The organism is Actinomyces haliotis, from assembly GCF_015355765.1.
GTDB classification, from domain to species: Bacteria; Actinomycetota; Actinomycetes; order Actinomycetales; family Actinomycetaceae; genus Actinomyces; species Actinomyces haliotis.
This window is the reverse complement of record NZ_JACWNA010000008.1, coordinates 34428-60012: the sequence shown is the minus strand read 5'-3', so window position 1 is coordinate 60012 and position 25585 is coordinate 34428. Positions and strand designations below refer to the sequence as shown.

23 protein-coding genes are annotated in these 25585 nt (G+C 74.5%); 8 read left to right on the top strand and 15 right to left on the bottom strand.

Features of this window, described 5'->3' with window-relative positions:
- Nucleotides 1-102 precede the first annotated feature (102 nt).
- The 3 genes from IXW69_RS05885 to IXW69_RS05875 form a co-directional block, all read right to left on the bottom strand.
- The gene (locus tag IXW69_RS05885; RefSeq protein WP_194785426.1) at nucleotides 103-573 is read right to left on the bottom strand and encodes a DUF2087 domain-containing protein; all 471 of its coding nucleotides are present in this window, start codon (nucleotides 571-573) and stop codon (nucleotides 103-105) included.
- A 256-nt stretch (nucleotides 574-829) separates the two neighbouring features.
- Nucleotides 830-2149 carry an SLC13 family permease gene (locus IXW69_RS05880; RefSeq protein WP_323745198.1) on the bottom strand — a complete coding sequence of 440 codons (1320 nt, stop codon included), beginning with the start codon at nucleotides 2147-2149 and terminating at the stop codon, nucleotides 830-832.
- 161 nt (nucleotides 2150-2310) lie between these two features.
- Nucleotides 2311-3027 (bottom strand): M50 family metallopeptidase, encoded by a 717-nt coding sequence (locus IXW69_RS05875; RefSeq protein ID WP_407646533.1) that lies wholly within the window; start codon nucleotides 3025-3027, stop codon nucleotides 2311-2313.
- A gap of 136 nt (nucleotides 3028-3163) precedes the next feature.
- Between IXW69_RS05875 and IXW69_RS05870 the strand changes: the two genes are divergently transcribed.
- Nucleotides 3164-3673 (top strand): (deoxy)nucleoside triphosphate pyrophosphohydrolase, encoded by a 510-nt coding sequence (locus tag IXW69_RS05870; RefSeq protein ID WP_323745202.1) that lies wholly within the window; start codon nucleotides 3164-3166, stop codon nucleotides 3671-3673.
- Between the two features lie 73 nt (nucleotides 3674-3746).
- On the top strand, nucleotides 3747-4400 hold the full coding sequence (locus tag IXW69_RS05865) for a TetR/AcrR family transcriptional regulator (RefSeq protein WP_194785423.1): 654 nt from the start codon (nucleotides 3747-3749) through the stop codon (nucleotides 4398-4400).
- A 100-nt stretch (nucleotides 4401-4500) separates the two neighbouring features.
- Here IXW69_RS05865 and IXW69_RS05860 read toward each other — a convergent pair whose 3' ends face one another.
- From IXW69_RS05860 to IXW69_RS05825, 8 genes are all read right to left on the bottom strand, one after another.
- Entirely contained in the window at nucleotides 4501-5499 is a 999-nt protein-coding gene (locus IXW69_RS05860; protein ID WP_194785422.1) for a tetratricopeptide repeat protein, read from the bottom strand.
- Complete coding sequence (locus IXW69_RS05855) at nucleotides 5496-6575, bottom strand: vWA domain-containing protein (protein ID WP_194785421.1); 1080 nt, start codon at nucleotides 6573-6575, stop codon at nucleotides 5496-5498. Before IXW69_RS05855 ends, IXW69_RS05860 begins: the two co-directional genes overlap by 4 nt.
- Nucleotides 6572-7636 (bottom strand): vWA domain-containing protein, encoded by a 1065-nt coding sequence (locus IXW69_RS05850; RefSeq protein WP_194785420.1) that lies wholly within the window; start codon nucleotides 7634-7636, stop codon nucleotides 6572-6574. Before IXW69_RS05850 ends, IXW69_RS05855 begins: the two co-directional genes overlap by 4 nt.
- Nucleotides 7630-8151 carry an alpha-amylase gene (locus IXW69_RS05845; protein ID WP_194785419.1) on the bottom strand — a complete coding sequence of 174 codons (522 nt, stop codon included), beginning with the start codon at nucleotides 8149-8151 and terminating at the stop codon, nucleotides 7630-7632. The genes IXW69_RS05850 and IXW69_RS05845 overlap by 7 nt, the downstream gene beginning before the upstream one ends.
- Before the next feature lies 1 nt (nucleotide 8152).
- Nucleotides 8153-9181: a DUF58 domain-containing protein gene (locus IXW69_RS05840; protein WP_194785418.1), complete on the bottom strand. Its 1029-nt coding sequence runs from the start codon at nucleotides 9179-9181 to the stop codon at nucleotides 8153-8155.
- A gap of 23 nt (nucleotides 9182-9204) precedes the next feature.
- The gene (locus tag IXW69_RS05835) at nucleotides 9205-10527 is read right to left on the bottom strand and encodes an AAA family ATPase (protein WP_228524879.1); all 1323 of its coding nucleotides are present in this window, start codon (nucleotides 10525-10527) and stop codon (nucleotides 9205-9207) included.
- A 244-nt stretch (nucleotides 10528-10771) separates the two neighbouring features.
- Complete coding sequence (locus IXW69_RS05830; protein WP_194785417.1) at nucleotides 10772-11590, bottom strand: LmeA family phospholipid-binding protein; 819 nt, start codon at nucleotides 11588-11590, stop codon at nucleotides 10772-10774.
- 103 nt (nucleotides 11591-11693) lie between these two features.
- The gene (locus IXW69_RS05825; RefSeq protein ID WP_194785416.1) at nucleotides 11694-12566 is read right to left on the bottom strand and encodes a PP2C family protein-serine/threonine phosphatase; all 873 of its coding nucleotides are present in this window, start codon (nucleotides 12564-12566) and stop codon (nucleotides 11694-11696) included.
- Nucleotides 12567-12809: 243 nt separating this feature from the next.
- Here IXW69_RS05825 and IXW69_RS05820 point away from each other — a divergent pair, with 243 nt between their 5' ends.
- From IXW69_RS05820 to IXW69_RS05805, 4 genes are all read left to right on the top strand, one after another.
- Nucleotides 12810-13886, top strand: coding sequence for a variant leucine-rich repeat-containing protein (locus tag IXW69_RS05820; RefSeq protein WP_194785415.1), 1077 nt, complete (start codon nucleotides 12810-12812; stop codon nucleotides 13884-13886).
- A 124-nt stretch (nucleotides 13887-14010) separates the two neighbouring features.
- The gene (locus IXW69_RS05815) at nucleotides 14011-15294 is read left to right on the top strand and encodes an MFS transporter (RefSeq protein ID WP_194785414.1); all 1284 of its coding nucleotides are present in this window, start codon (nucleotides 14011-14013) and stop codon (nucleotides 15292-15294) included.
- A 99-nt stretch (nucleotides 15295-15393) separates the two neighbouring features.
- Entirely contained in the window at nucleotides 15394-16647 is a 1254-nt protein-coding gene (locus tag IXW69_RS05810) for a glycosyltransferase 87 family protein (protein WP_194785480.1), read from the top strand.
- A 49-nt stretch (nucleotides 16648-16696) separates the two neighbouring features.
- Nucleotides 16697-17851, top strand: a complete 1155-nt coding sequence (locus tag IXW69_RS05805) for an App1 family protein (RefSeq protein ID WP_194785413.1) — start codon at nucleotides 16697-16699, stop codon at nucleotides 17849-17851.
- A 116-nt stretch (nucleotides 17852-17967) separates the two neighbouring features.
- On the opposite strand, the gene IXW69_RS05800 is transcribed toward IXW69_RS05805, so the two are convergent.
- Nucleotides 17968-18849, bottom strand: coding sequence for a VIT1/CCC1 transporter family protein (locus IXW69_RS05800; protein WP_194785412.1), 882 nt, complete (start codon nucleotides 18847-18849; stop codon nucleotides 17968-17970).
- Nucleotides 18850-19134: 285 nt separating this feature from the next.
- Between IXW69_RS05800 and IXW69_RS05795 the strand changes: the two genes are divergently transcribed.
- A complete protein-coding gene (locus tag IXW69_RS05795) occupies nucleotides 19135-19476 on the top strand; it encodes a YtxH domain-containing protein (protein ID WP_194785411.1) in 342 nt (113 codons plus the stop codon).
- A 165-nt stretch (nucleotides 19477-19641) separates the two neighbouring features.
- On the opposite strand, the gene IXW69_RS05790 is transcribed toward IXW69_RS05795, so the two are convergent.
- Nucleotides 19642-20472, bottom strand: a complete 831-nt coding sequence (locus tag IXW69_RS05790) for a trimeric intracellular cation channel family protein (RefSeq protein WP_194785410.1) — start codon at nucleotides 20470-20472, stop codon at nucleotides 19642-19644.
- Between the two features lie 151 nt (nucleotides 20473-20623).
- On the opposite strand from IXW69_RS05790, the gene IXW69_RS05785 reads away from it, so the two are divergent.
- Nucleotides 20624-21541 (top strand): cation diffusion facilitator family transporter, encoded by a 918-nt coding sequence (locus tag IXW69_RS05785; RefSeq protein ID WP_194785409.1) that lies wholly within the window; start codon nucleotides 20624-20626, stop codon nucleotides 21539-21541.
- A 91-nt stretch (nucleotides 21542-21632) separates the two neighbouring features.
- Here IXW69_RS05785 and IXW69_RS05780 read toward each other — a convergent pair whose 3' ends face one another.
- Both IXW69_RS05780 and IXW69_RS11580 read right to left on the bottom strand, forming a co-directional pair.
- Nucleotides 21633-23444, bottom strand: a complete 1812-nt coding sequence (locus IXW69_RS05780; RefSeq protein ID WP_194785408.1) for an amino acid ABC transporter ATP-binding/permease protein — start codon at nucleotides 23442-23444, stop codon at nucleotides 21633-21635.
- Entirely contained in the window at nucleotides 23441-25543 is a 2103-nt protein-coding gene (locus tag IXW69_RS11580) for an ABC transporter ATP-binding protein (protein WP_323745197.1), read from the bottom strand. The genes IXW69_RS05780 and IXW69_RS11580 overlap by 4 nt, the downstream gene beginning before the upstream one ends.
- Nucleotides 25544-25585 lie beyond the last annotated feature (42 nt).

The following is a 25585-nucleotide window of genomic DNA, read 5'->3' as shown; positions in this document are numbered from 1 at the left end:
AGTCCTCTCGTTGCGGGGCGCCCAGGCGGCGCCTGCTCCTGCGGGGAGACTAGCGGCCGCCGGGGAGCCTCGCCCAGGGGGTGCCGGTCCTCGCCGTCCGGATCAGCCCAGCGCGGACGCGCTGCGGCCCCCTCCGCGGACGGCTCGTGCGAAGCGCGAGTCGACGTCCTCCGGCAGCTCGCCGGCGACGTTTCCGTGTGCCTCGGGCAGGGCCTCGGCGACCCGGTAGACGCCGTTGGCGCGAGTGAGGAAGCCGTAGTCGACGAGCTCACGACGAAGGTAGGCGACGTCCTCGTGAACGGGCCGGAGGATGTCGTTGACCTCCCGCTCGGGGTAGGCACGGCCCGCCTCGAAGAGCCCGAGAAGCTCCAGCAGGATGACGACGCGAGCCCGTCGCCGCGCCGGGACGGAGACGAGCCGGCCGTCGCGCAGGAAGGAGCGCACGGTGCGGTCGTGGAAGCGCTGCGCCTCGTCGCGATGCTCGAGGAGCGCGGCACGGGCGGCCGTGTACGGCTCGCCCGTCTCGATCATGCGTGCGCGTACGAGGTTCTTGAAGTCGCGGTCAGTCGTCACGACGGGTCCTTCCGGCGGATTCGACCCCGGTCGTCGCCGCCTCGGCTGGTCCATCGGGTGCGTCGCACGGTCGTGGGACGACGACTCTGGTGGTGACTACGTCGGTGGCGCCGGAGGATTCGCTCCCCTTCGCGGAGGTCTCGACGGGACCGGGCCGTCGTCCGCTCGGCGTTGGCGCGCCGTGCCCGAGATGGTAGCAGCGTCGATCCGTCGAGTCCCCCTGCTCCCGCGATCGCCGCGTCCCCCGGGACCCCGTCTAGACCCCGAGGACCCGGGCCGCCGCCCACAGCGCCGTCGTGCACGCGACGAGGGAGACCGGCACGACCATGAGGCCGAGCCGCGTGAACTCGACCAGCTCGGACCGGGCGCCGTGACCGAGGAGGACCCGCCGCCACAGGAGCGTCGCGAGCGATCCGACGTAGGTGAGGTTGGGGCCCACGTTGACGCCGATGAGGACGGCGAGGACAGCGACGGGCCCGAGGGGGGCGGTCAGTGGCACGAGCATGAGCGTCGCCGGGAGGTTGTTGACGAGGTTGGCGGCCACCGCGGCCGCGACGGCGAGACCGAGGAGGGAGAGCAGCCCCGTCGAGGAGGGCAGGACTCGGCCGACGAGGTCGCCCAGCCCGTGGTCGACGGCGCCGTCCACGACGACGCCCAGCGCGAGGACGAAGAGGAGGAAGAGCGGGTTCGCGGCGCGCACGACGGCGCCGAGCTCGTGCCGCACGCGGCCGGGACGGCTCTCCGGGGCGGCGCCGTCGTCGTCACCTGCATCAGCGGGACGCAGCAGCCGCTTGACCAGGAGGATGACGGCCCCGGCCACGGCGGGCCAGACGATCGCGATCCCCAGCGCCGAGCACGCCGCGAAGCCGACGAGCACGAGCGCCAGGACCACGAGTGCCACGGTAGGGACAGGAGCATCTCGTTCCTCGCCCGCTGCCGGCCGCCCCGTCCGCAGCCTCGAGGCGAAGCGCAGCCGCAGGACGACGTAGTCGAGGCCGATCGCGAGGAGCCACGGAACGGCCATGAGGACCGCGAAGCGCCCGAAGGACAGGCCCGACGTCTGGAAGGCGAGCAGGTTGGTGAGGTTGGAGACGGGCAGGAGCAGCGAGGCGGCGTTGGCGAGGTGCGCGGTGGCGTAGACGTGCGGCTCGGCGTCCGCGCCGACGCGGGCGGCCGTCGCGAGGACGACCGGGGTCAGGAGCACGACGGTGGCGTCCAGGCTGAGGACGGCGGTCGTGAGCGAGGCGATGAGGAAGACGAGGAGGAGGAGCCTGCCCGGCGACCCGTGCGCCCGACGCGAGGTCCACCGCCCCGCGTAGTCGAACAGGCCCTCCGCCTCGCACAGGTGCGCGAGCACGAGGATGACGGCCAGGAAGGCGACGGTTCCTCCGAGCTCGTGGAGGACCGCGACGACGCGGTCGGTGGTGACGGCCCCGGTCACGAGGAGCAGCGCGGCGGCGGGGACGGCCGACGCTGCCTCGGGCAGCCCGCGCGGCCGGGTGATCGCCAGGGCGAGGACCACCACGAGGCACAGGAGGCTCAGGGCCTCAGCGGAGACGCCGGACAGATGGGGCACGGCCTGATCCAACCACGACCCGATGTCGCTTCAATCCACAACCCACTCGCCGCTTCGCACCCTCTGCGCGCCCTTGCACCGTCTGCGCCCGCTCATGACGGACCGAGGGCGAGCAGACGGTGCGAGGAGCAGCCGTCGGTGCGCGGGCGCGCGAGAGACGCTCAGACCATCCTCAGCACAGGGAGGACCGTCCACGCCGCGAGCGCGGTCGCGGCGGCGTCGGCGAGGAACCAGGTGAGGAGCCAGAACCCGGCGGGCAAGGGCGTGAGAGAAGCGAGGGTGCCGTGGTCCTGGTGGCGGTCGCGGCTGGCGGCGACGTCGCGCAGGGAGTCCCAGGCGCCCAGGAGGAGGGCGAGGCCGATCCCGCCGACGACGCCGTCGCGCCACGGCCCGCCCCACCACCACAGGGCTGCCGTCAGCGCCCCGACGAGGAGGACGAGGCCGGCCGTGCGCCAGGAGCGGGACATGACGAGAAGGACGAGCCCTGCCGCGAGCGCGCAGACGAGGACGACGCCGCCCCAGCCGTGGACGGCGGCAACGACGACGAGCGCACCGAGGACGGCTGGCGTCGGGTACCCCGCCCAGGTGGTCGCGATCCGTCCCGGGCCGCGGCTGCGTCCGGCGGTGACGGCGTGCCCGGACAGGTCGCGCTCGACGACGAATCCCTGGAATCGCCGCCCCACCAGGACGCCGACCCCGGCGTGACCGGCCTCGTGGACGATGGTGACGAGGGTGCGGCCCCAGCGCCGGGCCGGGCGCCAGGCGAGCACGACGACGAGCAGGGCGAGCGCGGGCCACAGGGCACGGGCGTCCGCGAGCCCGTCGGGGCGGGTGCGCGCGACCGCGTCCTGCCAGAGCGCCTCCCAGTCCGTGTTCACGGCCCGCAGTGTGCCAGGCGTTGCTGTGCGCGCCTCCGTCCGCCCCAGTCGCTCCGCTAGGGTCGCAGCCATGACCTTCTCCGCCGACGACGCTTCCACCGGCCCCACTCCCCTCGCCGGCCCGAAGCGCTCCGAGATCCCCTCGCCCGCCTCGCGCCTCGTCGTCGCCGCGGCCGTCCTCGACTCCCTCGAGCACCCGACGACGATGCTGTGCACCGCCCGCTCCTACCCCGCCGAGCACGCCGGCCAGTACGAGCTCCCCGGCGGGAAGGTCGAGACCGGCGAGACGCCCACGGAGGCTCTCGCCCGCGAGCTCCGCGAGGAGATCGACCTCGAGGTGGGGCTCGGCGAGGAGGTCCGTCCCTCCCCCACGCTCGCCGTCGGGACGCCCGCGGGCGCCGACGTCGCCGACCCGTCGACGCACCCCGGCGACGACGCCGCCTCCTGGCCCGCGATGCACGGCTACCGCATGCGCGTCTGGCTCGCCGAACCGGCCGACCCGGAGCACGGGCCGCGACGGGGCACGGCGCACGAGTCGATGTCGTGGGTGCCGCTCGACGAGGTGGCGGAGCTGCCGTGGCTGCCGGCGGACCTGCCGATCCTCACCGCCATCCGTGAGGCCGTCGCCCTCGCTCCGTCCGCCTGACAGAGGCGCGCCACGTCCCCACCTTTCCTGACGTCACATCACGTTCCGTCACCTTCTGGGCTAGGGTCATCCCATGCCGAAGATCATGGGGAACTCGCTCGCCGAGCACCGCGAGCGCACCCGCAGCGCCCTCTTCGGAGCCCTGGCCGAGCTCATGAACCAGCGCTCCTTCGACAAGATCACCCTCTCCGACGTCGCCGCGCACGCGGGCGTCGGGCGCACCGCGGTCTACAACCACTTCGCGGACAAGGAGGACCTCCTCCTCGCCTTCATGGAGGACGAGGCCTCGCGCTACGCGGCTGAGCTCACACGCGCCCTCGAGGGCACCGAGGACCCCGTCGACCGCCTCCGGGTCTACGTCCGCCAGCAGGCCCTCATCAAGCGCCAGTTCCACTTCCCGACGACGGGCCCGCTGTCCTCCTCGGTCTCCCGCGGCACTGCCGGGCGGCTGCGCGCCCACGGCGGGCTCATGGCGCAGATGCTCGCCCAGGTCCTGAGCGAGGCCATGGAGGCCGGAGAGATCCCGCAGCAGGACCTGCGCCAGGTCATCCCCCTCGTCCACGCCTGCGTCATGGGCGGTCGCCCCACCCCGACGGACCCGGTCGCGCGCGAGGAGTACCTCACGGCCCTCGACCTCTTCGTCCTGCGCGCCGTCGGCGCCGCGATGCCGGACCACCCGGTCCCCGCGGTGCCGCAGCCCAGCGCCACGGAGTCCACCCAGGCCTGATCCCCTCGCCCCGCGACCGGGCGCGCACCGCTGCCCCGGGGCACGCCCACCGGGACTGGTCCGGCCGGTCAGAGCCTGGACGACCAGGGGCCCGCCGGCCTCACCAGCTCTTCGTGCCGCCCACCGACGAGCCGCCGTCCTGGTTGGCGTCGCCATTGCGCTCGTCGAGCTTCTTCTGCTTCTCGTCGACGGGGCTCGGCGTGCTCGTCGGCCCCTCGCTCACCGACGGGCTCGACGTCGGGTCCACCGAGGCGGACTGGCTGGCCATCGCGCTCGGGTCCTGGCTCGGCGTGGCCGAGGCGCTCGAGGAGGGGTCCGCCGTCGGGCTCGCGGAGCCGCTCGGCTGATCGGACGGGGTCGGGCCCGGGTTCTGGCTCGGCTGGGACGTCGGGTCGCCCGACGGCGTGGAGCTCGGGTCGCTCGACGGGTCCTGCGGCGGGACGCTGCAGTCGCCCGCGGCCTTCTTCGCGGCGGCCTGCTCGTCGGAGGCCTTCTCGGTGTCCCCGTCCTTCTGGGCGCTGGCGGCGGCGGAGGTGTGGGCGGCGTAGAGGTTGACGCGCACGAGGCACTCGGGGGCCGTCGGGTCCAGGGCGGTGACGGTGGTGCCGTCGGAGCCCTTGGCGGTGATCGTGTCCGCCTTGGGCGCTCTCGTGAGCGCCTCCTCGAGCTCGCTCACGGCGCCGTCGACGTCGCCCGCCATCAGCTGGGCGGTGCCGAGGTTGTAGTGGACGCGCCACTGCTCGAGCACGGGGTTGAGGGTCTCGACCCCCGAGTAGCGGGACACGGCGGTCTTGTAGCTCTCGTGGACGGCGGCGCGGTTGCCGAGCAGGGTGAGGAGGCTGACGGTCCCGAGCCAGACGGAGAGCAGGAGGACGATCGCGGCGGGCACGCCGCCCCAGGTGAGGAGCCGACGGCGTCGGCGCAGTCGTGCCGCGCGGGCCGCGGAGTCCTCGGGGGCGTCGCCGTCGGGGGCGGCTGGGTCCGGTGCGACGCCGACGGACTCGCCGTAGGCGCGCGCCTCGTCCTCGCTCGTGCCCCCGGGGCGGAAGCGGGTGTCGCCGGCCGGGTCGCCCGGCCCGGTGGGGTTCCAGGTGCTCATCGGGGGCCTCCCGCGCCGGTGCGGCCGGGGGCCGGCTCCGTGAGGCGGCGCAGCCGGCGGTCCGTGCGCGCCAGAGCGACGGCCTCCCAGCCGAGGATGCCGGCGGCCACGAGACCGAGCGGCCACGTGAGGTACCGGCGGTAGCTCTTGCGCTCACGCCCGTCGGTGAGGGCCTCGTCGACGTGGAGGGCCGTGAAGTCCTTGGTCGGGACGTCGTCGGAGCCGCCGGTGCCCTGGTAGTAGGAGACGCCGAGGTCGTCCGCGACCGTCTTGAGCTCCTTCGTGTCCGGCACGGAGACGGCGTCCTTCCCGGTGGTCGGGTCCTGGATGTAGGACGCGTCGGTGGCGCCGGAGCCGTCGTACTCGCGCATCCGTCCTCCCTCGCTCGTCCCGTAGCCGAGGACGGAGCCACCGTCGACCATGGTGCCGACCTGCTTCCACGTGACGCCGTCCTTCTTGGCCTCGTTGGCGGCGGCGCCGCCGTCGGTGGCCTCGCCGTCGGAGAGGACGTAGACGACGCGGGCGTCCTCGGGGGACGAGTCCTGGGAGGCGGAGAGCGTCTGCGAGAGGAGCGGCAGGGCGCGCTCGAGGCTGGAGCCCCCGGAGCGGTCCGTCGTCTCCTGGCGCAGGGCGTTGATCCAGGCGGTGACGGCGTCGACGTCGCTCGTGAGCGGCAGCTCGGTCTTGGCCGCGGAGTCGAGGGCAATGATCGAGTAGCGGGCGTCGGGGTGGGCGTCCTTGATGGCGGTGAGGTCGGCGCGGACGCCGTCGAGGCGGGTCCCGCCGCCGGCGCTCGGTCCGCCGGCCCAGTCCTCGGCCCCCATGGAGCCCGTGCGGTCGACGACGAGGTAGATCTCGAGGCTGGAGACGGCGACGGACTCGGTGACGGGCACGCTCGGCCCGGCGAGGACGAGGAGGACGACCACCGCGAGGGCGACGCGGCGGCCCCACGAGGTGCGCGCACCGGCGTCGGCGGTCGGGGCGAGGGCGGCGCGCCGCGCCCACCACAGGAGGCCTGCGGCGGCGAGGGCGAAGAGGACCGTGAGGCCCCAGCCGAAGAGGGGTTGGAAGGTCATGCCCGCCTCCACGCGCCGAGCCCGAGCAGGAGGAGCAGCGCGATCGCGAGGACCCCGCCGGCCAGCTGCGGCGTGTCGGAGACCCGCACCTGCGTGTTGTCCGTGAGCTCCTCGACCTGGTCGCTCTCGAGCTCCTTGACGATGCCGCCGGCGGCGTCAGCGTCATCGACCTCGTAGAAGCGCCCGTCGTGGGAGGTGGTGACCTCCTTGAGCTCCTGGCGGGCGCGGTCGAGGTCCGCCTGGGTGGTGCCCGGGTCCTGGAGGTCGGGGTCCGCGCCGTAGAGCGAGAAGATCCGCACACCGCGCTTGGCGGCGAGGTCCGCGGCCTCGGAGAGGCTGTAGATCTCCTGGCTGTCAGGGTCCAGGACCTGGTTGTCCGTGGCGAGGATGACGGAGCGGGAGCGGTCCTTGACGGGGTCGCCGAAGGCGGCGGTGCACGAGGCGAGCCCGTCGCCGTCGAGGGAGGAGGCCTCGAGGTCCGTGTCGAAGACGCCGGAGAAGGTCTTGTAGTAGGCGTTGAGCTTCGGGTTCCCGTAGTAGGGCTCGAAGTCGAGGACGTCGGCGATCTTCGTGAGCTGGCTGCGGAGGAGGTCGTAGTCGTCGGTGAGCGGCACCATCGTCTGGGCCGTCGTGTTCCAGGCGACGAGGGCGACGCGCTCGCCGTCGAAGGTGTCGAGCATCTGGGAGAAGGTGTCGAGGATCTTCGCGTCGGTGGTGAGCATCGAGGTGGAGACGTCGAGGCACAGGACGATGTCGCGGCTGGCGAGGGCCTCGTTGCGCACGTGGCGGTCCACGGGGCGGCCGGCGAGGGCCGAGGCGGCGACGACGGCGACGACGAGGAGGGCGCCGAGCACGGCGTGGAGCCAGCGGCGCCGGCGGATCCGGGCGCGCACGAGCGGGCTGGACAGGAGCGCGGCCGAGTTGGCGACGCGGCGCGGGCCGTCGTCGTCGGTCCGGCTGCGGCGGCGCAGCGGGGCGTCCCCGATCCGGCCGGCGAGGGCGAGGCCGACGGCGACCGCGATAAGGACGAGGAGGAGGGCGAAGAGCCAGGGCGTCACCATCGGCGCACCACCTCCTCGGCCTCCTTGACGGCCTCGTCGGCGGCGGCCCGCGGGTCGCGGTCGAAGGAGGGCTGCTCCCACACGGCGAGGAGCTCGCCGACGTGCCCGAGGGGGTTCGTGTCGAGGGGGCGTCCGCCGCGGCGGACGATGCGCAGGCGCTCCTCGATGGAGCGCGGGCCGGCGGTGTCGGCCATGTCGAGGATCTCCCGGGCGGTGGCGGTGTCGATGTCCTCGCCGGAGCGGGCGGAGGCGAAGCCGCGCAGGACCTCGGCGAGCTCGAGGTGGAGGCCGCGCAGGTCGGTCTCGCCGTCGCGGTAGCGCCGCGCGGCGGCCTCGACCTTCCGGGACCACTCGCGTCGCTCGTCGGGCGCCATGGGGACGTCACCGACGGCGCGGGACCGGTCGCGCAGGGTGACGAGGACGGCGCGGAGGATGAAGACGACGGCGAGGATCACGCCGATGATGGCGATGACGGTCATCCACACGGGCATGAGGACGGGCGGGTTGAGCTGCATCTCAGCGCCTCCCCCGTCGTCGGGAGGCGAGCCTCTGGCGGGCGAGCAGGGAGGCGAGGGAGTCGACGAGGGCGTCGTCGGACTCGATGGCGACGTGCTCGATGTGGCGGGCGTCGAGGAGGGCGTCGACGGCGTCGCGGTGCGCCTGCTCGGCGGCGCCGGCCCGCGCGGCGAGCTCGAGGTCCTCGCGGAGGAAGGCGGGGACCTCACCGCCCAGGTCGATGTCGCGGGCGCGGCCCCGTCCGGGGGCGAGCGGGACGTCGTCGGCGATCTGGACGACGGCGAGCTCGTGCTGCGCGGACAGGCGGCGGATCCAGTCGGCGACGGCGGGGTCGGTGCTCGCGTCGGGGTGCGAGGTGTCGGTGATGAGGACGACGAGGCTGCGTCGCCGGTGCCAGGTGGAGACGTTGTGGAGGAGCTCGCCGAGGTCGGAGGCGGGGGCGCCGGGCGCGACCTCGACGGTCTCGCGGCCGTGGTGCTCCCGGGTGACGGTGAGCTCGTCGAGCTGACGGGCGAGGAGAGCCAGGAGGGTCTCGGAGTGCTCGGAGCCGGCACGGGGCGGCCGGTGGACGGTGCGCTCGGCGTCCCCGGCGACGAGGGCGACGGTGTCGCCGCGCAGGCGGGCCAGGTAGGCGAAAACCTCGGCGACGCCGAGGACGAGCTCGCGCTTGTCCTCGCCCGACGGCGCCTGGGCGGCCATGGTGCGGCCGGTGTCGACGGCGAGGACGAGCGGGAGGTTGGACTCGCGCTGGTAGCGCTTGATGACAGGCTGTCCGATCCTCGCGGAGGCCTTCCAGTCGATGTCCGTGACGTCGTCGCCGGGGCGGTAGGCGGAGAGGTCGTCGAAGTCCTGGCCGTGGCCGAGGAGGACCGACTTGTGGCGGCCGTCGAGCAGGCCGGTGGCGCGGCGCATGGTGGGCAGGGACAGGCGTCCGCGCACGCGCGCGACGCGGGAGCCGCGACGGCGCTCGCCGCCGGGCCCCGTCCGCTCGGTCTCCTGCACCCGCTCGGGGGCGTGCCTGGGACTCATGGCGATCGCTGCCTGCGCCCCGCTCACGGGGTGGGGACGGCCGCGAAGATCGCGTCGATGATGGACTCGGGCGCGACGTCGTCGGCGAGGGCGTCGTAGGTGAGGACGAGGCGGTGACGCAGGACGGCGTGGCGCAGGAGGCCGACGTCGTCGGGGGTGACGTAGGTGCGGCCGGCCTGCAGGGCGATCGCCTGGGCGACCTTCATGAGGGCGATGCCGCCACGGGGCGAGGCGCCCACGCGGACGTGTCGCTCGAGGCCCTGGACGGGCCGGGGGCCGCCGCCGCGGGAGGTGTTGACCAGCGCCACGATGTACTGCTTGATGACCGGGTCGACGTAGACGCGCTCGACGGCGCCCTGGAGCCACAGGACGTCGTCGGTGGAGATCGGGGGCGTCGTGATCGGCTTGCCGAAGGTGCCCTTCGAGATGCGGTCGAGGACGTCAGCCTCCTCGGCGGGCTTGGGGTAGGTGAGAACCTCCTTCATGAGGAAGCGGTCCATCTGGGCCTCGGGGAGGACGTAGGTGCCCTCCTCCTCGATCGGGTTCTGGGTGGCCAGGACCATGAAGGGCTTGGGCAGCGGGTACACGACGCCGCCGATGGAGGTCTGTCGCTCCTGCATGGCCTCGAGCATCGCCGACTGGGTCTTGGCGCTGGAGCGGTTGATCTCGTCGAGGAGGACGATGTTGGCGTGCACCGGGCCGAGCTGGGTGGTGAGCTCACCGGTGGAGTAGTTGAGGACCTGGGTGCCGATGATGTCGTTCGGCATGAGGTCCGGGGTGCACTGGATCCGGTGGAAGGAGCCGGAGACGGCCGAGGCGAGGGTCTGCGCAGCGGTCGTCTTGGCCAGGCCGGGGACGGACTCGAGGAGGATGTGCCCGCCGGCGATGAGCGTGGAGACGAGGGCGACGCGCAGCTGCTGCTGGCCGACGACGCGCTGGGAGAAGGTCTTGGTGACGCGGGCGAGGAGCTCTCCGGCGCGCTCGAGGTCCGCCTCAGTCGAGGACTCGGGGCTGTCCGCAGCGGCGCTGCGCTTGCCCTCCCACTCGAGCTCGCTGCGCGAGGGCAGGGAGCCGGCGGGCGCCGGGTAGGACTCGCCCGAGGGCGTGCCGGCCAGTCCCATGGCGTTCTTGCCAGTGGCGATGCCCCCCTCGGTGGCCCGGACGGGGCTCGACGGCGAGGACGCCTGCGACTGGCCGGAGCCCGAGCCGGGGGCGAGCTCGAAGGCGGCGCGGCTCGCGCGGCGGTCGGTTCCCGCCGGCGGGATCGAGGGCGGGACCTGCGCGCCGTCGGCGGGCGCGGCGGGGCGTGCGGGAACGCCGTAGGGCTGCTCGGGCTGGGTGCTCATGGTTCTCCTCGCGCGCACCGGGACGGGTGCCCGGCGCACGCGCAGGCTATACGAGGCGCTTGCCGTGTCCCAGTACCTCGAGGGCGCCTGGGGACGACTCCCCGTCCTAGCCCCGGGGGCGCACCCTTCGCTCACCATCGCACCCTGTGCGCGCCAACTCTCCGCATCAACCGCGCGCACAGGGTGCGAGCCGGCGCAGAGGGTGCGAAGCCGAGCAGGGGATGGTCGCGGCTCAGTCGTCCGGTCAGCCGCCGAGCGAGTCGAGCTCGAGGTCCTTGCCGGCGAGCGTGAGGCGCAGCCCGTCGTCGGCGACGGCGGCGGTCGAGACGCTCAGGCCGGCCGGCAGGGCGTCGGCGGGCACGGAGATGGTCGTCGAGGACAGCCCGAGCCACGACGCGAGGCTCTTCCCGCCGACCTGCCGGTCGAGGTCCACCTCCTGCCCGGCGAGGCTCGCGCCGGTGACGGCGAGGTCGATCCCGCCGCCATCGGACACGGAGGGCGCGAGCGTCAGGCCCACGTCCACCCCGAGCACCGTCGCCGTGGCGGTGAGGGCGTCACCGGTGCCCGCCCGCGAGAGCGTGAGGGCGGGCAGGTCGGGGTCTTGCGCGGCGACGAGCGCGGCGAGCGAGTCCCAGGAGACGGTGCCCGTCGCGGTGAGGGCTCCGGCCCGGTGGGGCGCGCTGATTCCGACGTCGGCGAGGGAGGCGTCGACGTCGGCGAGCTCGACGGTGGTGACGAGCCCGGTGCCGTCGTCCGACCCGGACCCGCCTGCGGCGCTGGGGTCGAGCTCGAGGGAGGAGGCGTCGACGTCGAGGGAGGTGAGCTCGCCGCGGACGAGCTGGGGCAGAACGAGTCCCTCCGTCGTCACCGAGGAGTCATCACTGAGGCCGGGCAGAGCGTCGCGGACGGTCTGGGCGACGCGCGCGCGGGCGTAGAGCTCACCGCCGACGCAGGCCGCGGCGAGGACCGCGAGGACGAGGAGGACCGTCAGCGTCCGGTGGCCCGCTCGTCGCCCCGTGCGCCCAGCGCGTCCCCGGCGCGCGGCGCGGTCGGTGCCGCTCACGCCTCGACGGCCGGCATCTCGCCGGTGGTGGCGCCGTCGACGGGAGCGGTGGACTCCTCGGTGAGGAGCGCCCTGCCGAGCCGTCCGACGGCCTCGCGCTCGCTCACGCCCGGTGCTCCTCGGGGGCAGGCTCCTCAGGCGCCTCGGCCGCCTCGCCGGGGTCGGCCGGCGCGGCGACGCGGCGGGAGGGGGCGCCGTCGACGACGAGGGCGGTCGTGTTGTCGTGACCGCCGGCCTCGAGGGCCGCGGCCACGATGAGCTCGGCGGTGCGCTGCGCGCCCATGCCGGCGCCGAGGACGGTCGCGAGGGCGTCGTCGTCGAGCTCGTCGGAGACGCCGTCGGAGCAGATGAGGAAGCGGTCGCCCGGGCGGGCGTCCAGGCGGTGGAGGGCCGGCACGCCGGAGTCCTCGGTGCCGCCGCCGAGTGCCCGGGTGATGACGTGGCGGCGGGGGCTCACGCGCCCCTCGGCCTCCGTGAGACGACCCGCGTCGATGAGCTCCTGGACCTGCGAGTGGTCGACGGTCACCTGGCGGAGCACGTCGTCTCGCAGGAGGTAGACGCGGGAGTCGCCGATGTTGAGCACGATCCAGGCGGGGTCGCCGTCGAGCTCGGCCAGGACGACGCCGGCGACGGTGCAGCCGGGCGGGTTGAGCGCCTCGGAGGGGATGGCGACGACGGCGCGGGCGGCGGCGGTCACGGCGTCGACCACCTGGGCCTCGTCCGTGACGTCGGTGCCCGCGAGGGCCCGGAGCTCACCGAGGGCGGCGCGGGTGGCGGCACGGCCGGAGACGTGCCCGCCCATGCCGTCGACCACGAGGAAGGCGGGGGCGAGGGCGAGGTAGCCGTCCTCGTTGACGGGGCGGGTACGACCGACGTCGGTCGCGGCCCCGGCGACGGGATCGAGTCCTGACGCCTCGAGGTGCCCCGGCGCGTGCGAGCCCGCGGCGTCGCTCGTGCCGGTCAACGCCTCCGTCATGGCGCCTCCTCCTCTCGGGCCGGTGCGGGTGCTGGGAGCGTGCGGCGACGACGCGGCCCCGCCGTCGCTCAGCGATCCCCAAGATACCGGTCAGGGTCGCCGGTGGCACCCCTCGGGTACCCTCATGGGGACCGGTACCCGTCGAGGACAGCGCTCGGCGGGGCGCCACCCGTACCGCGGCCCGAGCCTCGGAGGGCCGCGCCCCTGCCGCCGTGCGCACCTCGCAGACCCCGAAGGACGTCCATGTCTCAGGCCCAGGATGAGCTCGTCGCGCGCGCGACGGACCCGAACGCCGAGCTGTCGACCCTGCACGAGCTGGCTCAGAACTACCCGGGCCTGCGCCCGTACATCGCGGCGAACCCGCGCACCTACCCGGCGCTGCTCGACTGGCTCGGCTCGCTCGGCGACGCCGACGTCAGCGCCGTCCTCGCCTCGCGCACCCAGGCCGGGACCGACGCCGCCCTCGAGACGGCACGGCGTCTTCGCGGCCGTGACCCGCAGGCGACCCAGGCCTTCCCGGGCGGGCTACCGCCGGTCGACCCCGCGGCCACCGCCGCCATGCCCGCCGCGGAGGCGGCTCAGCCCCAGTACCAGCAGACGCAGTACCAGCAGCCCCAGTACCAGCAGCCGGCACAGCCCCAGTTCCAGACCGCGCAGCAGCCGACCCAGTCGGCCGCGGAGGAGACGCTCTTCGGCGTCGGCACCCCCGAGCGCGAGGCGGAGCGCCGCTCCAGCACGTGGCTGTGGGTGCTCGGCGCGATCGCCGTCGTCGCCGTCGTCGCCCTCGTCGTCTGGTTCCTCTCCTCGAGCCACGGCGGCTCCGACCCCTCGGGCACCACTGCCACGCAGGGCACCGTCTCCACCCAGGCGGGCCCCGTCACCTCCGTCCCGACGGCGGAGGCCAGCGAGTCGGCGAGCCCGACGGCCTCAGCGACCCCGGACGAGACCATCAAGTACCCGGCCCCCAACGACGCTGACGAGATGAGCGCCTTCACGGCGCCGAGCGGCAACATCACCTGCCGCCTCGGCGAGGACTCCGTCTCCTGCTCCATCAACGAGCACTCCTTCGTCCCGACCGACGGCTCCTGCGACAACAGCGCGGACAAGCCCTTCACCGTGTCGGTCGGGAAGGACTCGGGGGCCTCGGGCAACTGCGAGAGCGGCTACTCGACCTCCGGCGCGACCCTCAACTACGGGTCCAGCGCCAAGAACGGCACCTTCGCCTGCACCTCCTCGGAGTCCGGCATCGAGTGCTGGAACCAGATCACCGGCAAGGGCTTCACCGTCTCGCGCACCGAGGCCAAGCCCACCAGCCGCTGACGCGGCCCAGCCCCGCTCCCGGGCGGGCTCCCAGCACCTCACGGCCCGGCGCCGCGACCCACCCCTGGTCGCGGCGCCGGAGACCGCTCCCAGCCCAGTACCCAGTAAGGACTCGGACCACACGATGGCCTCGACCTACGGACGCATATTGTCCAAGCCCGGCGCAGCGAGCTTCTCGATCGCCGGGCTGATCGCGCGCTTCCCGATGTCCATGTTCGGCATCTCGACGATCCTCGCCATCCAGGGCCTCTACGGGAACTACTCGGCGGCCGGCATCGTCTCCGCGGCGAACATCGTCGCGGCCGCTGTCGGAGCACCGATCCTCGCTCGGCTCGTCGACGCCCACGGGCAGTCCCGCGTCATGCTCCCCGCGGTCCTCGGCTCCACCGCCTCCGAGGTCGCCCTCGTCATCGCGACGACGCGGCACGCGCCCCTCGGGCTCCTCATCGTCCTCACGGCCCTCGGCGGCGGCCTCGCCGGCTCGATGGGCTCCCTCGTCCGCTCCCGCTGGACCGTGGTCCTCGACCGGCCCGCGGAGATCCACACGGCCTTCTCCCTCGAGGCGGCCTTCGACGAGGTCGCCTTCATCATCGGGCCGGTCCTCGCCACCGCGCTGTGCACGACGTCGGCGCTGCCGGTGACCAGCGGCTGGATCGTCTCGATCACGCTTCAGACGGTCGGCTCCCTGTGGTTCCTCGCGCAGCGCGCGACCGAGCCCGCGCCCCATCCCCGAGCGAGCCGACGCCGTACCCGCCTCGCCGAGGGGGCGCCGGGCCGCGAGGGGGAGCTGACCGCGCTCGCACCCGCGCCGCTGACGCCGGTCCTGCGCAACGGCGCCGTCATCGCCGTCATCGCGATCTTCACGGCCTCCGGTGCGATGTTCGGCGCGAACGACGTCGCCGCGGTCGCCTTCGCCACCGAGGCGGGTCGCAAGTCGGCCGCCGGCGTGGTCCTGGCCGCCTGGGGCGTCGGCTCGCTCACCGCGGCCCTCGTCTACGGATCGCGCACGTGGTCGTGGCCGCTGTGGAAGCAGATCGCCATGGGCACGGTCGTCCTCGCGGTCGGGGCCTCGACCTTCATGCTCGCCCCGAACCTCGTCGTCCTGTTCGTCCTCATGGTCCTCACGGGCATGTCGATCGCGCCGACGGTCACCACGGGCAACAACATCGTCCAGGCGGTCGTCGCGCCGGGCCAGCTCACCGAGGGACTGGCCTGGCTGTCCACCTCGATGAACGTCGGTGTCTCCCTCGGCTCGGTCCTCGCCGGTCACGCGGTCGACGCCGGCGGCTCCCACGGCGGCTACCTGCTCGTCGCCGCCTGCGGATGGCTCAGCGTCGTGGGCCTCCTCGGAGGCCTGCGGGTCATCCAGCGGGCCAAGCCGCACCGCAGCATCGACGCCGTGGGCTGAGACGAGCGTCCGGATCTCGCTCGGGGCACGGCCCTAGACTCCCGGCTCGTGGACCAGCTCAAGCGCACCGTCACCGACGCCCTCACCGCGCCCGTCGCGATGCTGCTGGGCTGGGTCGGGCTCCTCGTGAGCGCCTACCCGTCCCTGTGGGGCAAGGACGGCACGGCGTCCTTCAAGCTGGACGCCTGGATCTACTACCACGCCGTCGAGCAGTGGCACGGCGGCGGAAGCCTCTACGGCTGGTACGCGAACCCGGCTCAGCACCTGTGGCCCTTCACCTACCCGCCCTTCGCGGCCTGGGCGCTCACGCCCCTGACGCTCGGGTCGGACCGTGCCGCCCAGGTGCTCCTCGTCCTCCTCACACCCGTGTGCGTCGCCGTCACCGGGTGGGCCACGGCTCGGGCGCTCGGCGCCTCCTCGCGCCTCGCGTGGGGCGCCGCGCCGTGGCTGGGGCTGCTCGGCGTCGTCGTCCTCGAGCCGGTCTACAAGACGATGGAGTACGGACAGGTCAACGCGGTCCTCATGCTCCTCGTCGCCCTCGACCTGCTGGCGGTGCCCGCGGGCTCACGCTGGCGCGGCGTCCTGTCCGGGCTCGCCGCGGCCTTCAAGCTGACGCCGGCGATCGCGGTCCTCGTCCTCCTGGCACGGTGCGAGCGCCGGGCCGCGGCGACGATGGTCGGCACGGCCGTGGGCGTGACGGCGCTGTGCTGGGTGGTCTCCCCGAGCGAGTCCGCGCAGTTCTTCCTCTCGGCGATGTGGGACCCGAGTCGTGCCGGCTTCTCCGACTACTCCGGGAACCAGAACCTCAAGGGCCTCGTCGCGCGGTGGCTCCCCGAGGGCCTGTGGACGGCGGTCTGGGCGGTTCTCGTCCTCGCGGTGCTCGTGGGCGCGTGGCTGCTGCTCCGTCGCCTTGACGCGCTTCGCCCCGCCGTCCGTGCCGGCTCCGCCGAGGACGGGCCGGACGGCTCCGCAGCCGACGCGGCAACCGGTGACGGCACCGTCCTCGCCGTCCAGGTGGCCGTCGCGATGGTGACGGGGCTGCTCGTCTCCCCGATCTCCTGGTCCCACCACTGGGTGTGGTGTCTCCCCGCCCTCATGGCCCTCACGGCCGCGGCCCTGCGCTGGCGCTCCCCCGGCCTGCTGACGACGGCGGTCGCGGGCCTCGCCGTCTTCGGGCTGGCCATGCAGTGGTGGTTCCCCGAGCAGAACCACGTCGAGCAGGACTGGCCCTTCTGGGCGACCGTCGTCGGCTCCTCCTACACGCTCTGGGCGCTGGGGACGGGCGCCGTCCTCTGGCACGCGACCGGCCGGCCGGGCAGGCGGCGCGGAGCCCGCACGCCCGCCGGCTCCTGATCCCACGGTCGCCGCGCAGCGCGGCCTCCGGTGCCCTTAGGATCCTTCCGTGCCCTTCTCCGACATCGCCCGTGCCGCCGAGCTCCGCCTGTACCGGGACACGATCCCGGCCCTCAAGGCCCGGGGCTGGCGCCCGCGCGTCGTCGCCTACGACGGCTACGGCTCCGCAGGAGGCGAGGGCTCGATGGCGCGGGTCCTGGCCCGCATGGTGATGCGTCCGCCGGACGCCCCCGCCGAGGGTCCCCTCTTCCGCTCCATCCCGGAGGAGCTGCCGACCTCCGCCCAGGCCGTCCGCGAGGTCGCCCTCGACACCCTTCTCGACGCCCAGCGCGGCTGGCGCCAGTTCATCGACGTCCCGGTGCCCTACCTGCCGGTGACGATCACGGTCGGCAGCGTCCAGGTCCGCACCCGCGCCGACAGGCGGGGCTACGTCGACGTCGTCGTACGGGACCACGGGCTCGAGCCGGGCTGGCAGGACGTCATCATCGACGCCGCCGGCGCGGGCGAGGTCACGACCCGCGTCAACGTCATCGCCCCGGGCCGCCACCTCGGCATCGTCTCGGACATCGACGACACCGCGATGGTCACCGACGTCCCCCGCATCTTCCTGGCGGCCTGGAACCTGCTCATCAAGAACGCCTCGAACCGTGAGCCGGTCCCGGGCATGGCGGACCTCCTCGAGAAGGTCCGCTCGGCCCACCCGGACACCCCGGTCATCTTCCTGTCGACCGGCGCCTGGAACGCCGTCCCGACGCTGCGCGCCTTCTTCCGCAAGAACGGCTTTCCCGAGGCGCCGAAGCTCATGACGGACTGGGGTCCGACCAACACGGGCTGGTTCCGCTCGGGCATCGAGCACAAGCGCACCGAGCTGCGCCGCCTCATGATCGACCTGCCGGACCTCGAGCTCCTGCTCATCGGCGACGACGGCCAGCACGACCCGCTCATCTACTCCGAGGTGGTCCGCGAGCACTCGGACCGGGTGGCTGCCGTGGCGATCCGTCAGCTCAGCGAGCGCGAGCAGGTGCTCGCCGGCTCCCAGCTCGCGCACCCCATGGGCCTGGGCCCGGAGGCGCGCACCCTGGCGGAGGCGGACGTGCCCGTCGTCGTGGGGCGCGACGGCTACGAGCTGGCGAGGCTCCTCCCCACCTGGATCACGCAGGGCGACGGATCGCCGGTCCCGGACGAGGCCACGGCCCGAGCCTGAGGACGGCCCTCTCGCTCGACCCCCGCAGCGCCAACGACACGAACGTGCCGCCCGTCGGCCCCGGAAGGGGCGACGGGCGGCACGTTCGTTCAGGCGGTGCGGTGCGGGCGTCCGGGTCAGACGGCGGCGCCGACGAGGTGGCCGATGCCCCAGGTGACGGCCATGGCGAGCGCGCCGCCGAGGACGTTGCGCAGGACGGCCCGTCCGACGGGGGCGTCGCCCAGCCTGGCGGAGACGCCGCCCGTGACGGCCAGGCCGAGGAGCACGGCCACGAAGGTGAGCGGGATCCGCACGCCGAGGGGCAGCAGCATGATGGCGAGCATCGGCAGGAGGGCGCCGAGGGTGAAGGCGACCGCGCTGGAGCCGGCCGCTTGCCACGGGTTGGTGTAGTCGTCCTCGCGCAGCCCGAGCTCGGCGTCGAGGTGGGCGGCGACGGCGTCGTGCGCGGTGAGCTCGCGGGCGACCGTGAGCGCGGTGCCGGGCGTGAGGCCCTTGGCGCGGTAGTGGGCGGCGAGCTCCTCGACGCCGCCGTCGGGGTCCGCGGCGAGCTCGGCGCGCTGGCGGGCGACCATGGCCTTCTCGGTGTCCGACTGGGTGGAGACCGAGACGTACTCGCCGGCGGCCATGGACAGAGCGCCCGCGACGATCGCGGCGACGCCGGCGGTGAGGACGGCGCCGTTGCCGCTCGGGCTGGCGGCGGCGACGCCGATGACGACTCCGGCGACGGAGACGATGCCGTCGTTCGCGCCGAGGACGCCGGCGCGGAGCCAGTTGAGGCGGGAGGCGAGCGACGAGGCCGCGTCACGAGCGTCGGGCGCGGCGCCGTCGGCACTCTCGACGCTGGGCTCGGGGCCGGACAGCGGGGCGAGCGACACGGCCGTCGGGCACGGCGGGACGACCCGGGAGGTCAGCTGCTGGGGCAGCTCGGCGCTCGCGTGCTCGGGTGTGCTGAGGCGGCGCGGGTCACGACCCGTGCGGGGCGTCTCGGTGGCGTTCATAGCGCCACAGTAGATCCAATCAATGTCGCTGTATAGCAAAGGAAGTCTTACCTAAGGAAGGGTCGCCTGGCCTTGCCGGCACCGCGTCCTCACCGAGACCCGCCCCTCCGCCCGCGGCGCAAAAGCGCTCTGAGGGGCAGCGACGCCACAGGTCAGGCCCCTATGCTGAGGCGCAGAGCACGGTGCCGGGGGCACTCGCCTCGCCACCCACCCTCCTCACAGGCGGCTACCGACCGCCGAGAGCCGCGGCACCGTGACCGACCACTCGACCCTCAGGAGGCCCTCATGGCCAGCAAGATCCCCTTCGTCCTCGGCGTCGGCGCCGGATACGTCCTCGGCACGCGCGCCGGCCGCGCCCAGTACGAGCGCATCAAGGCCACCGCCACCAAGATCGCGGAGCAGCCCAAGGTCCGAGAGACCGTCGACAACGCCTCCGCGCGCGCCACCGCCTTCGCGAAGCAGCAGGGCGAGGTCCTCACCGACCGCGTCGTCGACGCCGTCAAGGAGCGCGTCTTCTCCGGCTCCTCCTCGCGTCGCACGGCCGACGGCCCGACCCGCACGGTCAAGACCACGAGCTACGAGCCCGTGAGCGTCGACGACGCCGAGGTCCACCCCGTCCAGGACTGAGGTCGGCGGAGCAGCTGCACGCGCACGGGGCGCGGTCCGGGCCGATGCGGCCGACGGGACCGCGCCCCGTCGTCGTGCCGCGGCGGCGGAGGCCAGGACGGTCACACCGCTCGCGCCGCCGCGCGGAGCCAGGACGAGCGACAGGGCGCCGCCTGGCGACCCGGTTCAGAGGTCGGCCGGGTCCAGCGGCTTGCGGCGTCGACGGACGGGACGCCGCGACGCCCGGCGCGGCCGCGCCATGAGGGCCCGGCGCCAGCCGACGCGCTCGACCTCGGTCGTGGGCCGACCACGGCGAGACCCGAGGACCCGCCCCGCGGCGACCCACTCGGCACGGCGGCGCTCCCAGTCCTCCGCGACCGGCAGGCGCCACTCGCGCCAGTACGCCAGGAGGCAGGTGCCAGCGCCGACCACGGTCGCGACGAGCATCGCGTAGGCGTCGGGCAGGCCCCCGCGCACGAGCAGCACCTCCGTGAGGGCCGAGCACAGGGCAGGCACCGCGTAGAGCTTGTTGCCGCCGTAGACGGCTGGGGTCTCCCCCACGGAGACGTCGCGGATCATGGAGCCGCCCACCGCCGTGAGGCAGCCGAGCAGGAGCGCCGGCATGACGCCGAGCCCGTTGGTGAGGGCCTTCGACGCACCGGTCGCGGCCCAGGTGCCGAGGACGACCGCGTCGGCGACGACGAGGAAGCGCCGGGCGACGGCGGTCCGGAAGGGCGCGAACCAGGCGATGACCGCGCCGACGCAGGCCGTGTAGAGGTAGTAGGGGTCGGTGAGCGCGAAGGGCGGGCCCGCCTGGATCATGACGTCGCGCAGGATGCCCCCGGCCGTCGCGGTGAGGATCGCGAGGACGACGAAGCCGACGAGGTCGAAGTTCTTCCGCCGCGCGATGAGGCCGCCGAGGATCCCGTTGAGCAGCACCCCGGACAGGTCGAGGGCGCGGAAGGTGTCGGGCAGCGCGTCGGGGACGGCGAGCTCGAGCGGAAGGCCGGTCAGCACGCCGACCACCCTAGCGGGGCGAGGGCGGGCCCCGACCGGGTGAGCGCCGGACCTGCGGGCCCGCCCGGGGTGCCGCCGCTCACGCGAGGGCTTACGGCCCGCCGAAACCTCGGTTCGCCCCCGTTCACCGGGCACCGCGAGACTGCCGCCCATGTCCTCACCCCGTTACGCCCCGCCCAAGGACCTGAGCCGCTACGCGTGGCTCTCGATCGGCGCCGCCCTCGCCACCATCGCGCTCAAGTCCTACGCGGCCTGGCTCACGGGGTCAGTCGGGCTCCTGTCCGACGCGGCGGAGTCCCTCGTCAACCTCGTGGCGGCGATCGTCGCGCTCATCGTCCTCAAGATCTCGATCCGCCCCGCGGACGACGACCACCAGTTCGGGCACTCCAAGGCCGAGTACTTCTCCGCGGTCTTCGAGGGCGTCATGATCTTCGTCGCCGCCGCCTTCATCGTGTACTCGGCGATCGGCCGCATCATCAGCCCCGTCATGCCGGAGCAGCTGAGCGTCGGCCTCCTCATCTCCGTCGGAGCCTCGATCATCAACGGCGCGGTCGCCTGGGTCCTCTACCGCAAGGGCATGGAGGAGAGCTCCAAGACCCTCGTCGCCGACGCGAAGCACCTGGCGACGGACGTCGTCACCTCCGCGGCGGTCCTCATCGGCGTCGGCCTCGTGGCGGTCTTCCACTCCCCCGTGCTCGACGCGATCATCGCGCTCCTCGCGGGCGTCAACATCATGTGGACCGGCTTCCGCCTCATCCGGGACTCGATCGACGGGCTCATGGACGTGGCACCCAGCGAGGAGTCCCTCGCGCACATCACGGGCGTCCTCGACTCCTACCGGAAGGACGGGCGGATCGACTTCCACGCGGTCCGCGTGCGCGAGGCCGGCAACCGACGCTTCGCCCACCTCGACGTGCTCGTCCCAGGCGACTGGTCCGTCAAGAAGGGGCACGACCTCACCGAGGAGGTCATCGACGCCCTCGTCGCCGTCGACCCGGCGCTCCACGTGTCCGCGCACCTCGAGCCCATCGAGGACCCGCGGTCCTACGAGGACATCGACGACATCTGAGCCGACGGCGCCCCGGCTATCACCCGTGGCCCACGCGCACCAGGCTCTCGCCCACGCTCGCCCAGGACTCAGCGGGCCTGAAGGCACGCCGTCAGGCCCGGGCGGCCAGCCGTGCGAGGGGCCCGTCCGGGTCCGCGAGCAGCTCGGCGGGCGTCCCGTCAGCGATGACGGCGCCGTCGTCCAGGACGATGACGTGGTCCGCCTCCTCGATGCCGGTGAGCCGGTGGGTGACCTCGAGGACGCCGGCACCGGTGCGCGCGGACCAGTCGCGCAACGAGGCGTGGACGCGCGCGTCGAGGGCGGGATCGAGGTGGGCGCCCACCTCGTCGAGGAGCAGGAGCGCCGGGCGGGCGAGGAGCGCCCGGGCGAGCGCGATCCGCTGGCGCTGTCCGCCGGAGACGGTCGTACCGCGCTCCCCGACGACGGTGGCGAGCCCCTGGGGCATCGCCCGGACCTCGTCGAGGACGCAGGCCACCGCGAGGGCCTCCTCGAGCGCGGCGTCGGTCGCCTCCGGGGCCGCGAGGCGGAGGTTCTCGGCGAGGCTGCCGTGGAAGAGCCGGGCCTCCTGCGGGACGAGGACGAGCTCGCGGCGCAGGTCGTCGGCGCGCAGGCCGCGCAGGTCGGCGCCGTCGACGGTGAGGGTGCCCCCGGAGGGGTCGTCGGCACGCAGGGCGAGTCGCAGGAGCGTCGTCTTCCCGGAGCCGGAGGCCCCTACGAGGCAGGTGCGCTCGCCCGCCCGGGCGACGGCGGTGACGTCGCGCAGCGCGGGGCGGACGGCACCGGGGTGCGTGTAGCTGACACGGTCCCAGGCAAGCTCGTGGGAGGCGGCGTGCGGGACGGGCTCGTCGCCGTCGTGGATCTCGACAGGGGCCTCGATGACCTCGCGGACACGCTCGGCGGAGGCCAGGGCGGTGGAGATCGTCCCGGCGACGCCCTCGACGCCGCGGACGGTCTCCCCGAGCCGCCACAGGGCGGCGACCGCCGCCGCGAGAGCAGGCAGCGAGAGGTCCCCGCGTGCCGTCTCCGGTGCCCCGGCGGCGAGGCCGGCGAGCGGGGCGGTGAGCACGAGGAGCTGGACGGCGCCGTGACGGACGGCGGCGAGGCGGTCGGCCGGGGCGGTCGCGGCGAGGAGGGCGTCGTCGTGGGCACGGGTCCCCTCGAGGCGCTGCGGGCCGAGGCCGTAGCCGAGGACCTCCCGCATCCCCTGGACCGTGTCGGTGAGGTGGGCGGTGAGGGCGGCGCGCTCCGCGGCGGCGACGCGTGCGGAGCGGGCGGCCGCACCAGACCCGAGGAAGGGCACGACCGCGATCGCCAGGACGAGGACGGCCGCCCCGGCGAGGGCGACGCGCCAGGACGCTGCCGCGCCGATGACGATGACGGTGGTGAGCGGGACGAGGACGGCGCCGATGACCGGGGCGATGGTGTGGGCGAAGAAGGTCTCGACTCGGTCGACGTCCTTCGTGGCCCGTGCGAGGAGGTCGCCGGAACCGAGGCGCTGGCGGGTGGCGCGCGGCAGGAGGGAGGAGACGAGGCGGACGCGGAGGAGCTCGAGGGCCTTGAAGGCGACGAGGTGCCCGAGGAACTGCTCGCCGTAGCGCGCGGCCGCCTTGAGCAGGGCCAGGAGGACCATCACGGGTAGGAGGCGGGTGAGTCCCGGGGCGCCGGCGCCGGGTGATCCGACGGCGGCCAGCGCGGTCCGAGCGACGGCGTCGGCGGCGAGGGCGACGAGCCCGACGCCGAGGAGCTGGGCAAGGACCCGTAGCAGGGCCGAGGCGGCGAGCGGCGGGAGGACGGGCGCCGTCGTGCGCAGGAGCCAGGGAACGAGGCCGCGGGCTCCCGGGCGGCCGGTCGCGCGAGCGGTGGCCGCGGACTCGCCGCGTCCGGTGCTGGTGGACGTGCTCAACGGAGCCTCCCTTCCTCGACGGTGAGGACCCGGTCCGCGTCCTCGGCGGCGGCCCGCCTGTGCGTGACGGTGACGACGGTGCGTCCCTGGCCGAGGCGGCCGAGCGCCTCGACGATGACGGCCTCACTCGCGAGGTCGACCTGGCTCGTGGGCTCGTCAAGGAGGAGGAGCGGGCGGTCGGCGAGGAAGGCGCGGGCGAGGGCGACCCGCTGCGCCTGCCCGCCGGACAGGGCGGTGCCGCGCTCACCGACGGCGGTGGCGAGGCCGTCGGGCATCGTGCGGACCTCGGCGTCGAGGCCGGCGGCGGCGAGGGCCGCCCAGAGCTCGTCGTCGGTGGCGTCGAGATCGGCGAGGCGGAGGTTGTCGGCGATGGTGCCGGTGAAGAGCCAGGTGGTCTGGGCGACGACGGCGCTGCGGGCGCGCAGGGCGTCACGGGCCGCCTCGTCGCCGTGGGTGGCGGTGACGCCGTCGACGGTGACGGTGCCGGTCAGCGGGAGGAGGTCGCCGTCGAGGAGGGCGAGGAGGGTGGACTTTCCGGCGCCGGAGGGCCCGACGACGGCGAGGCGCTCGCCGGGCTCGACGGCGAGGTCGACGCCGGTGAGGACGTCGGGTGCCGAGGGACGGCCCTGGCGGGCGGAGCGGTCGCGGCGTGCGGGGGGCGCGCCGTGCTCGGTGGGGTGAGCAGCCGGAGCGTGACCGCCCGGGTGTCCCTCGCCGGCGGGAGCCTGCCCGGCGGGGGCCTGTGCGGGTGCGCCTCGACGTCCTGGTGCGGTCGGCGCCCCGTGGCCGCCCGGGTGCCCGCCGGGGTGACGGGCGACGAGGGCCGGCGGCGCGGGCCAGCGGGCCGTCACGCCCGCCAGCCTCACGGCGGCGCCGCGCGGGCCCGCCGTCGTCCCGGCCCCGCCGTCGGAGCCGGCGACGCCCTCGGCGCGCGCGGCGCGTCCGGTCCCGGGAACGGGGCCGTTGCCTGCGCGGCGGTGCAGCCCCAGCATGAGGCGCTCGTTCGCGCGGCCGGACATGCCGACGTAGAAGAAGGAGCCGACCCGGTCCAGCGGTTCGAGCAGCACGACGCTGACCAGGACGAGGGCGATCCCGTCACCGGCCCCGATCGCGCCCGAGCGGACCCTCACCAGGGCGAGAGCGGCCGCGCCGACGACGAGCAGGAGGGACGCGAGGCCGTCGGTGAGGAGGATGACGAGCTGGTTGCCGGCGAGGAGGCGCATGAGACCGCGGCGGTTATCCTCGCCCGCCTCCTCGAGCTCGGCGACGGCGCGGCCCCCGGCGCGAGCGAGGACGAGGGTCTCGAGGCCCTGGATGACCTCGAGGTAGCGGGCCGACAGGACGGCGCGGCGGCGGCGCGAGGCCCCGGAGGAGGAGCGGGTGCGACGGTGCACCTGCGTCACGGTCCAGGGCACGACGACGACGGCCGCGGTCAGGACGAGAGCGCTCAGCCAGTCGACGCTGACCGCCGTGAGGACGAGGACCGCCAACGGCGCGAGGGCGGCGGCCGCCGTCGGGGCGAGGAAGGTCTGGCGGTAGCGGGCGACGCGCTCGGCGCCATCGGTGAGCAGCCCGACGGCGGCGCCCGCACGGCTCGTGGTGGACGCGGCTCCCGCTCCGCTGGCCGTGCCAGCACCACTGGGTCCGCCCGGCCCGCCGTCAGCGCCTCCCGGTCCCAGGCGCATGAAAGCGGTGAGGGCACGGCCCCGGATGACTCCCTCCTCTTGTGCCGCCGAGCGCCGGGAGACGCCGTCGGCCACGCCGGCGGCCAGCGCGGAGACGGCCGCGGCGAGCAGCGCACGCAGCAGGAGCCCCGGGCCGACGCCCTGCCAGTCGGTCGCGAGCGCCGCTCCGGGGAGCGCCGCGGCGCCGGGCTCGAGGACGAGGAGGCCGAGGGCCCGGCCCACCTCGATGAGGCACCAGGCCTGGGCGAGGGAGGCGAGGACCAGGAGCACGAGGACGGCTGCGTTGGCCCGGCCCGCCGTCGGCCCCGTCAGGGCACGACCCGCGCGCACGGAGGCGAGCGGCCCGCCGGCGGTTCCGGCCCCAGGATCGGGCGGCACGGGGCGGCCGGGGGCGGGGTGCTGGGGTGTCGTCACGCCCCGCATCCTGCACCCTGGAGCGCCTGAGCACACCCTCGG

What these genes read in the sequence shown, in the direction of transcription:
- IXW69_RS05785 (WP_194785409.1), top strand. Translation starts at nt 20,624, where the DNA reads ATGTCCTCACCCCGTTACGCCCCGCCCAAGGACCTGAGCCGCTACGCG.
- IXW69_RS05845 (WP_194785419.1), bottom strand. Translation starts at nt 8,151, where the DNA reads ATGCAGCTCAACCCGCCCGTCCTCATGCCCGTGTGGATGACCGTCATC.
- IXW69_RS05825 (WP_194785416.1), bottom strand. Translation starts at nt 12,566, where the DNA reads ATGACGGAGGCGTTGACCGGCACGAGCGACGCCGCGGGCTCGCACGCG.
- IXW69_RS05835 (WP_228524879.1), bottom strand. Translation starts at nt 10,527, where the DNA reads ATGAGCACCCAGCCCGAGCAGCCCTACGGCGTTCCCGCACGCCCCGCC.
- IXW69_RS05815 (WP_194785414.1), top strand. Translation starts at nt 14,011, where the DNA reads ATGGCCTCGACCTACGGACGCATATTGTCCAAGCCCGGCGCAGCGAGC.
- IXW69_RS05865 (WP_194785423.1), top strand. Translation starts at nt 3,747, where the DNA reads ATGCCGAAGATCATGGGGAACTCGCTCGCCGAGCACCGCGAGCGCACC.
- IXW69_RS05840 (WP_194785418.1), bottom strand. Translation starts at nt 9,181, where the DNA reads ATGAGTCCCAGGCACGCCCCCGAGCGGGTGCAGGAGACCGAGCGGACG.
- IXW69_RS05810 (WP_194785480.1), top strand. Translation starts at nt 15,394, where the DNA reads ATGCTGCTGGGCTGGGTCGGGCTCCTCGTGAGCGCCTACCCGTCCCTG.
- IXW69_RS05855 (WP_194785421.1), bottom strand. Translation starts at nt 6,575, where the DNA reads ATGACCTTCCAACCCCTCTTCGGCTGGGGCCTCACGGTCCTCTTCGCC.
- IXW69_RS05820 (WP_194785415.1), top strand. Translation starts at nt 12,810, where the DNA reads ATGTCTCAGGCCCAGGATGAGCTCGTCGCGCGCGCGACGGACCCGAAC.
- IXW69_RS05795 (WP_194785411.1), top strand. Translation starts at nt 19,135, where the DNA reads ATGGCCAGCAAGATCCCCTTCGTCCTCGGCGTCGGCGCCGGATACGTC.
- IXW69_RS05860 (WP_194785422.1), bottom strand. Translation starts at nt 5,499, where the DNA reads ATGAGCACCTGGAACCCCACCGGGCCGGGCGACCCGGCCGGCGACACC.
- IXW69_RS05800 (WP_194785412.1), bottom strand. Translation starts at nt 18,849, where the DNA reads ATGAACGCCACCGAGACGCCCCGCACGGGTCGTGACCCGCGCCGCCTC.
- IXW69_RS05850 (WP_194785420.1), bottom strand. Translation starts at nt 7,636, where the DNA reads ATGGTGACGCCCTGGCTCTTCGCCCTCCTCCTCGTCCTTATCGCGGTC.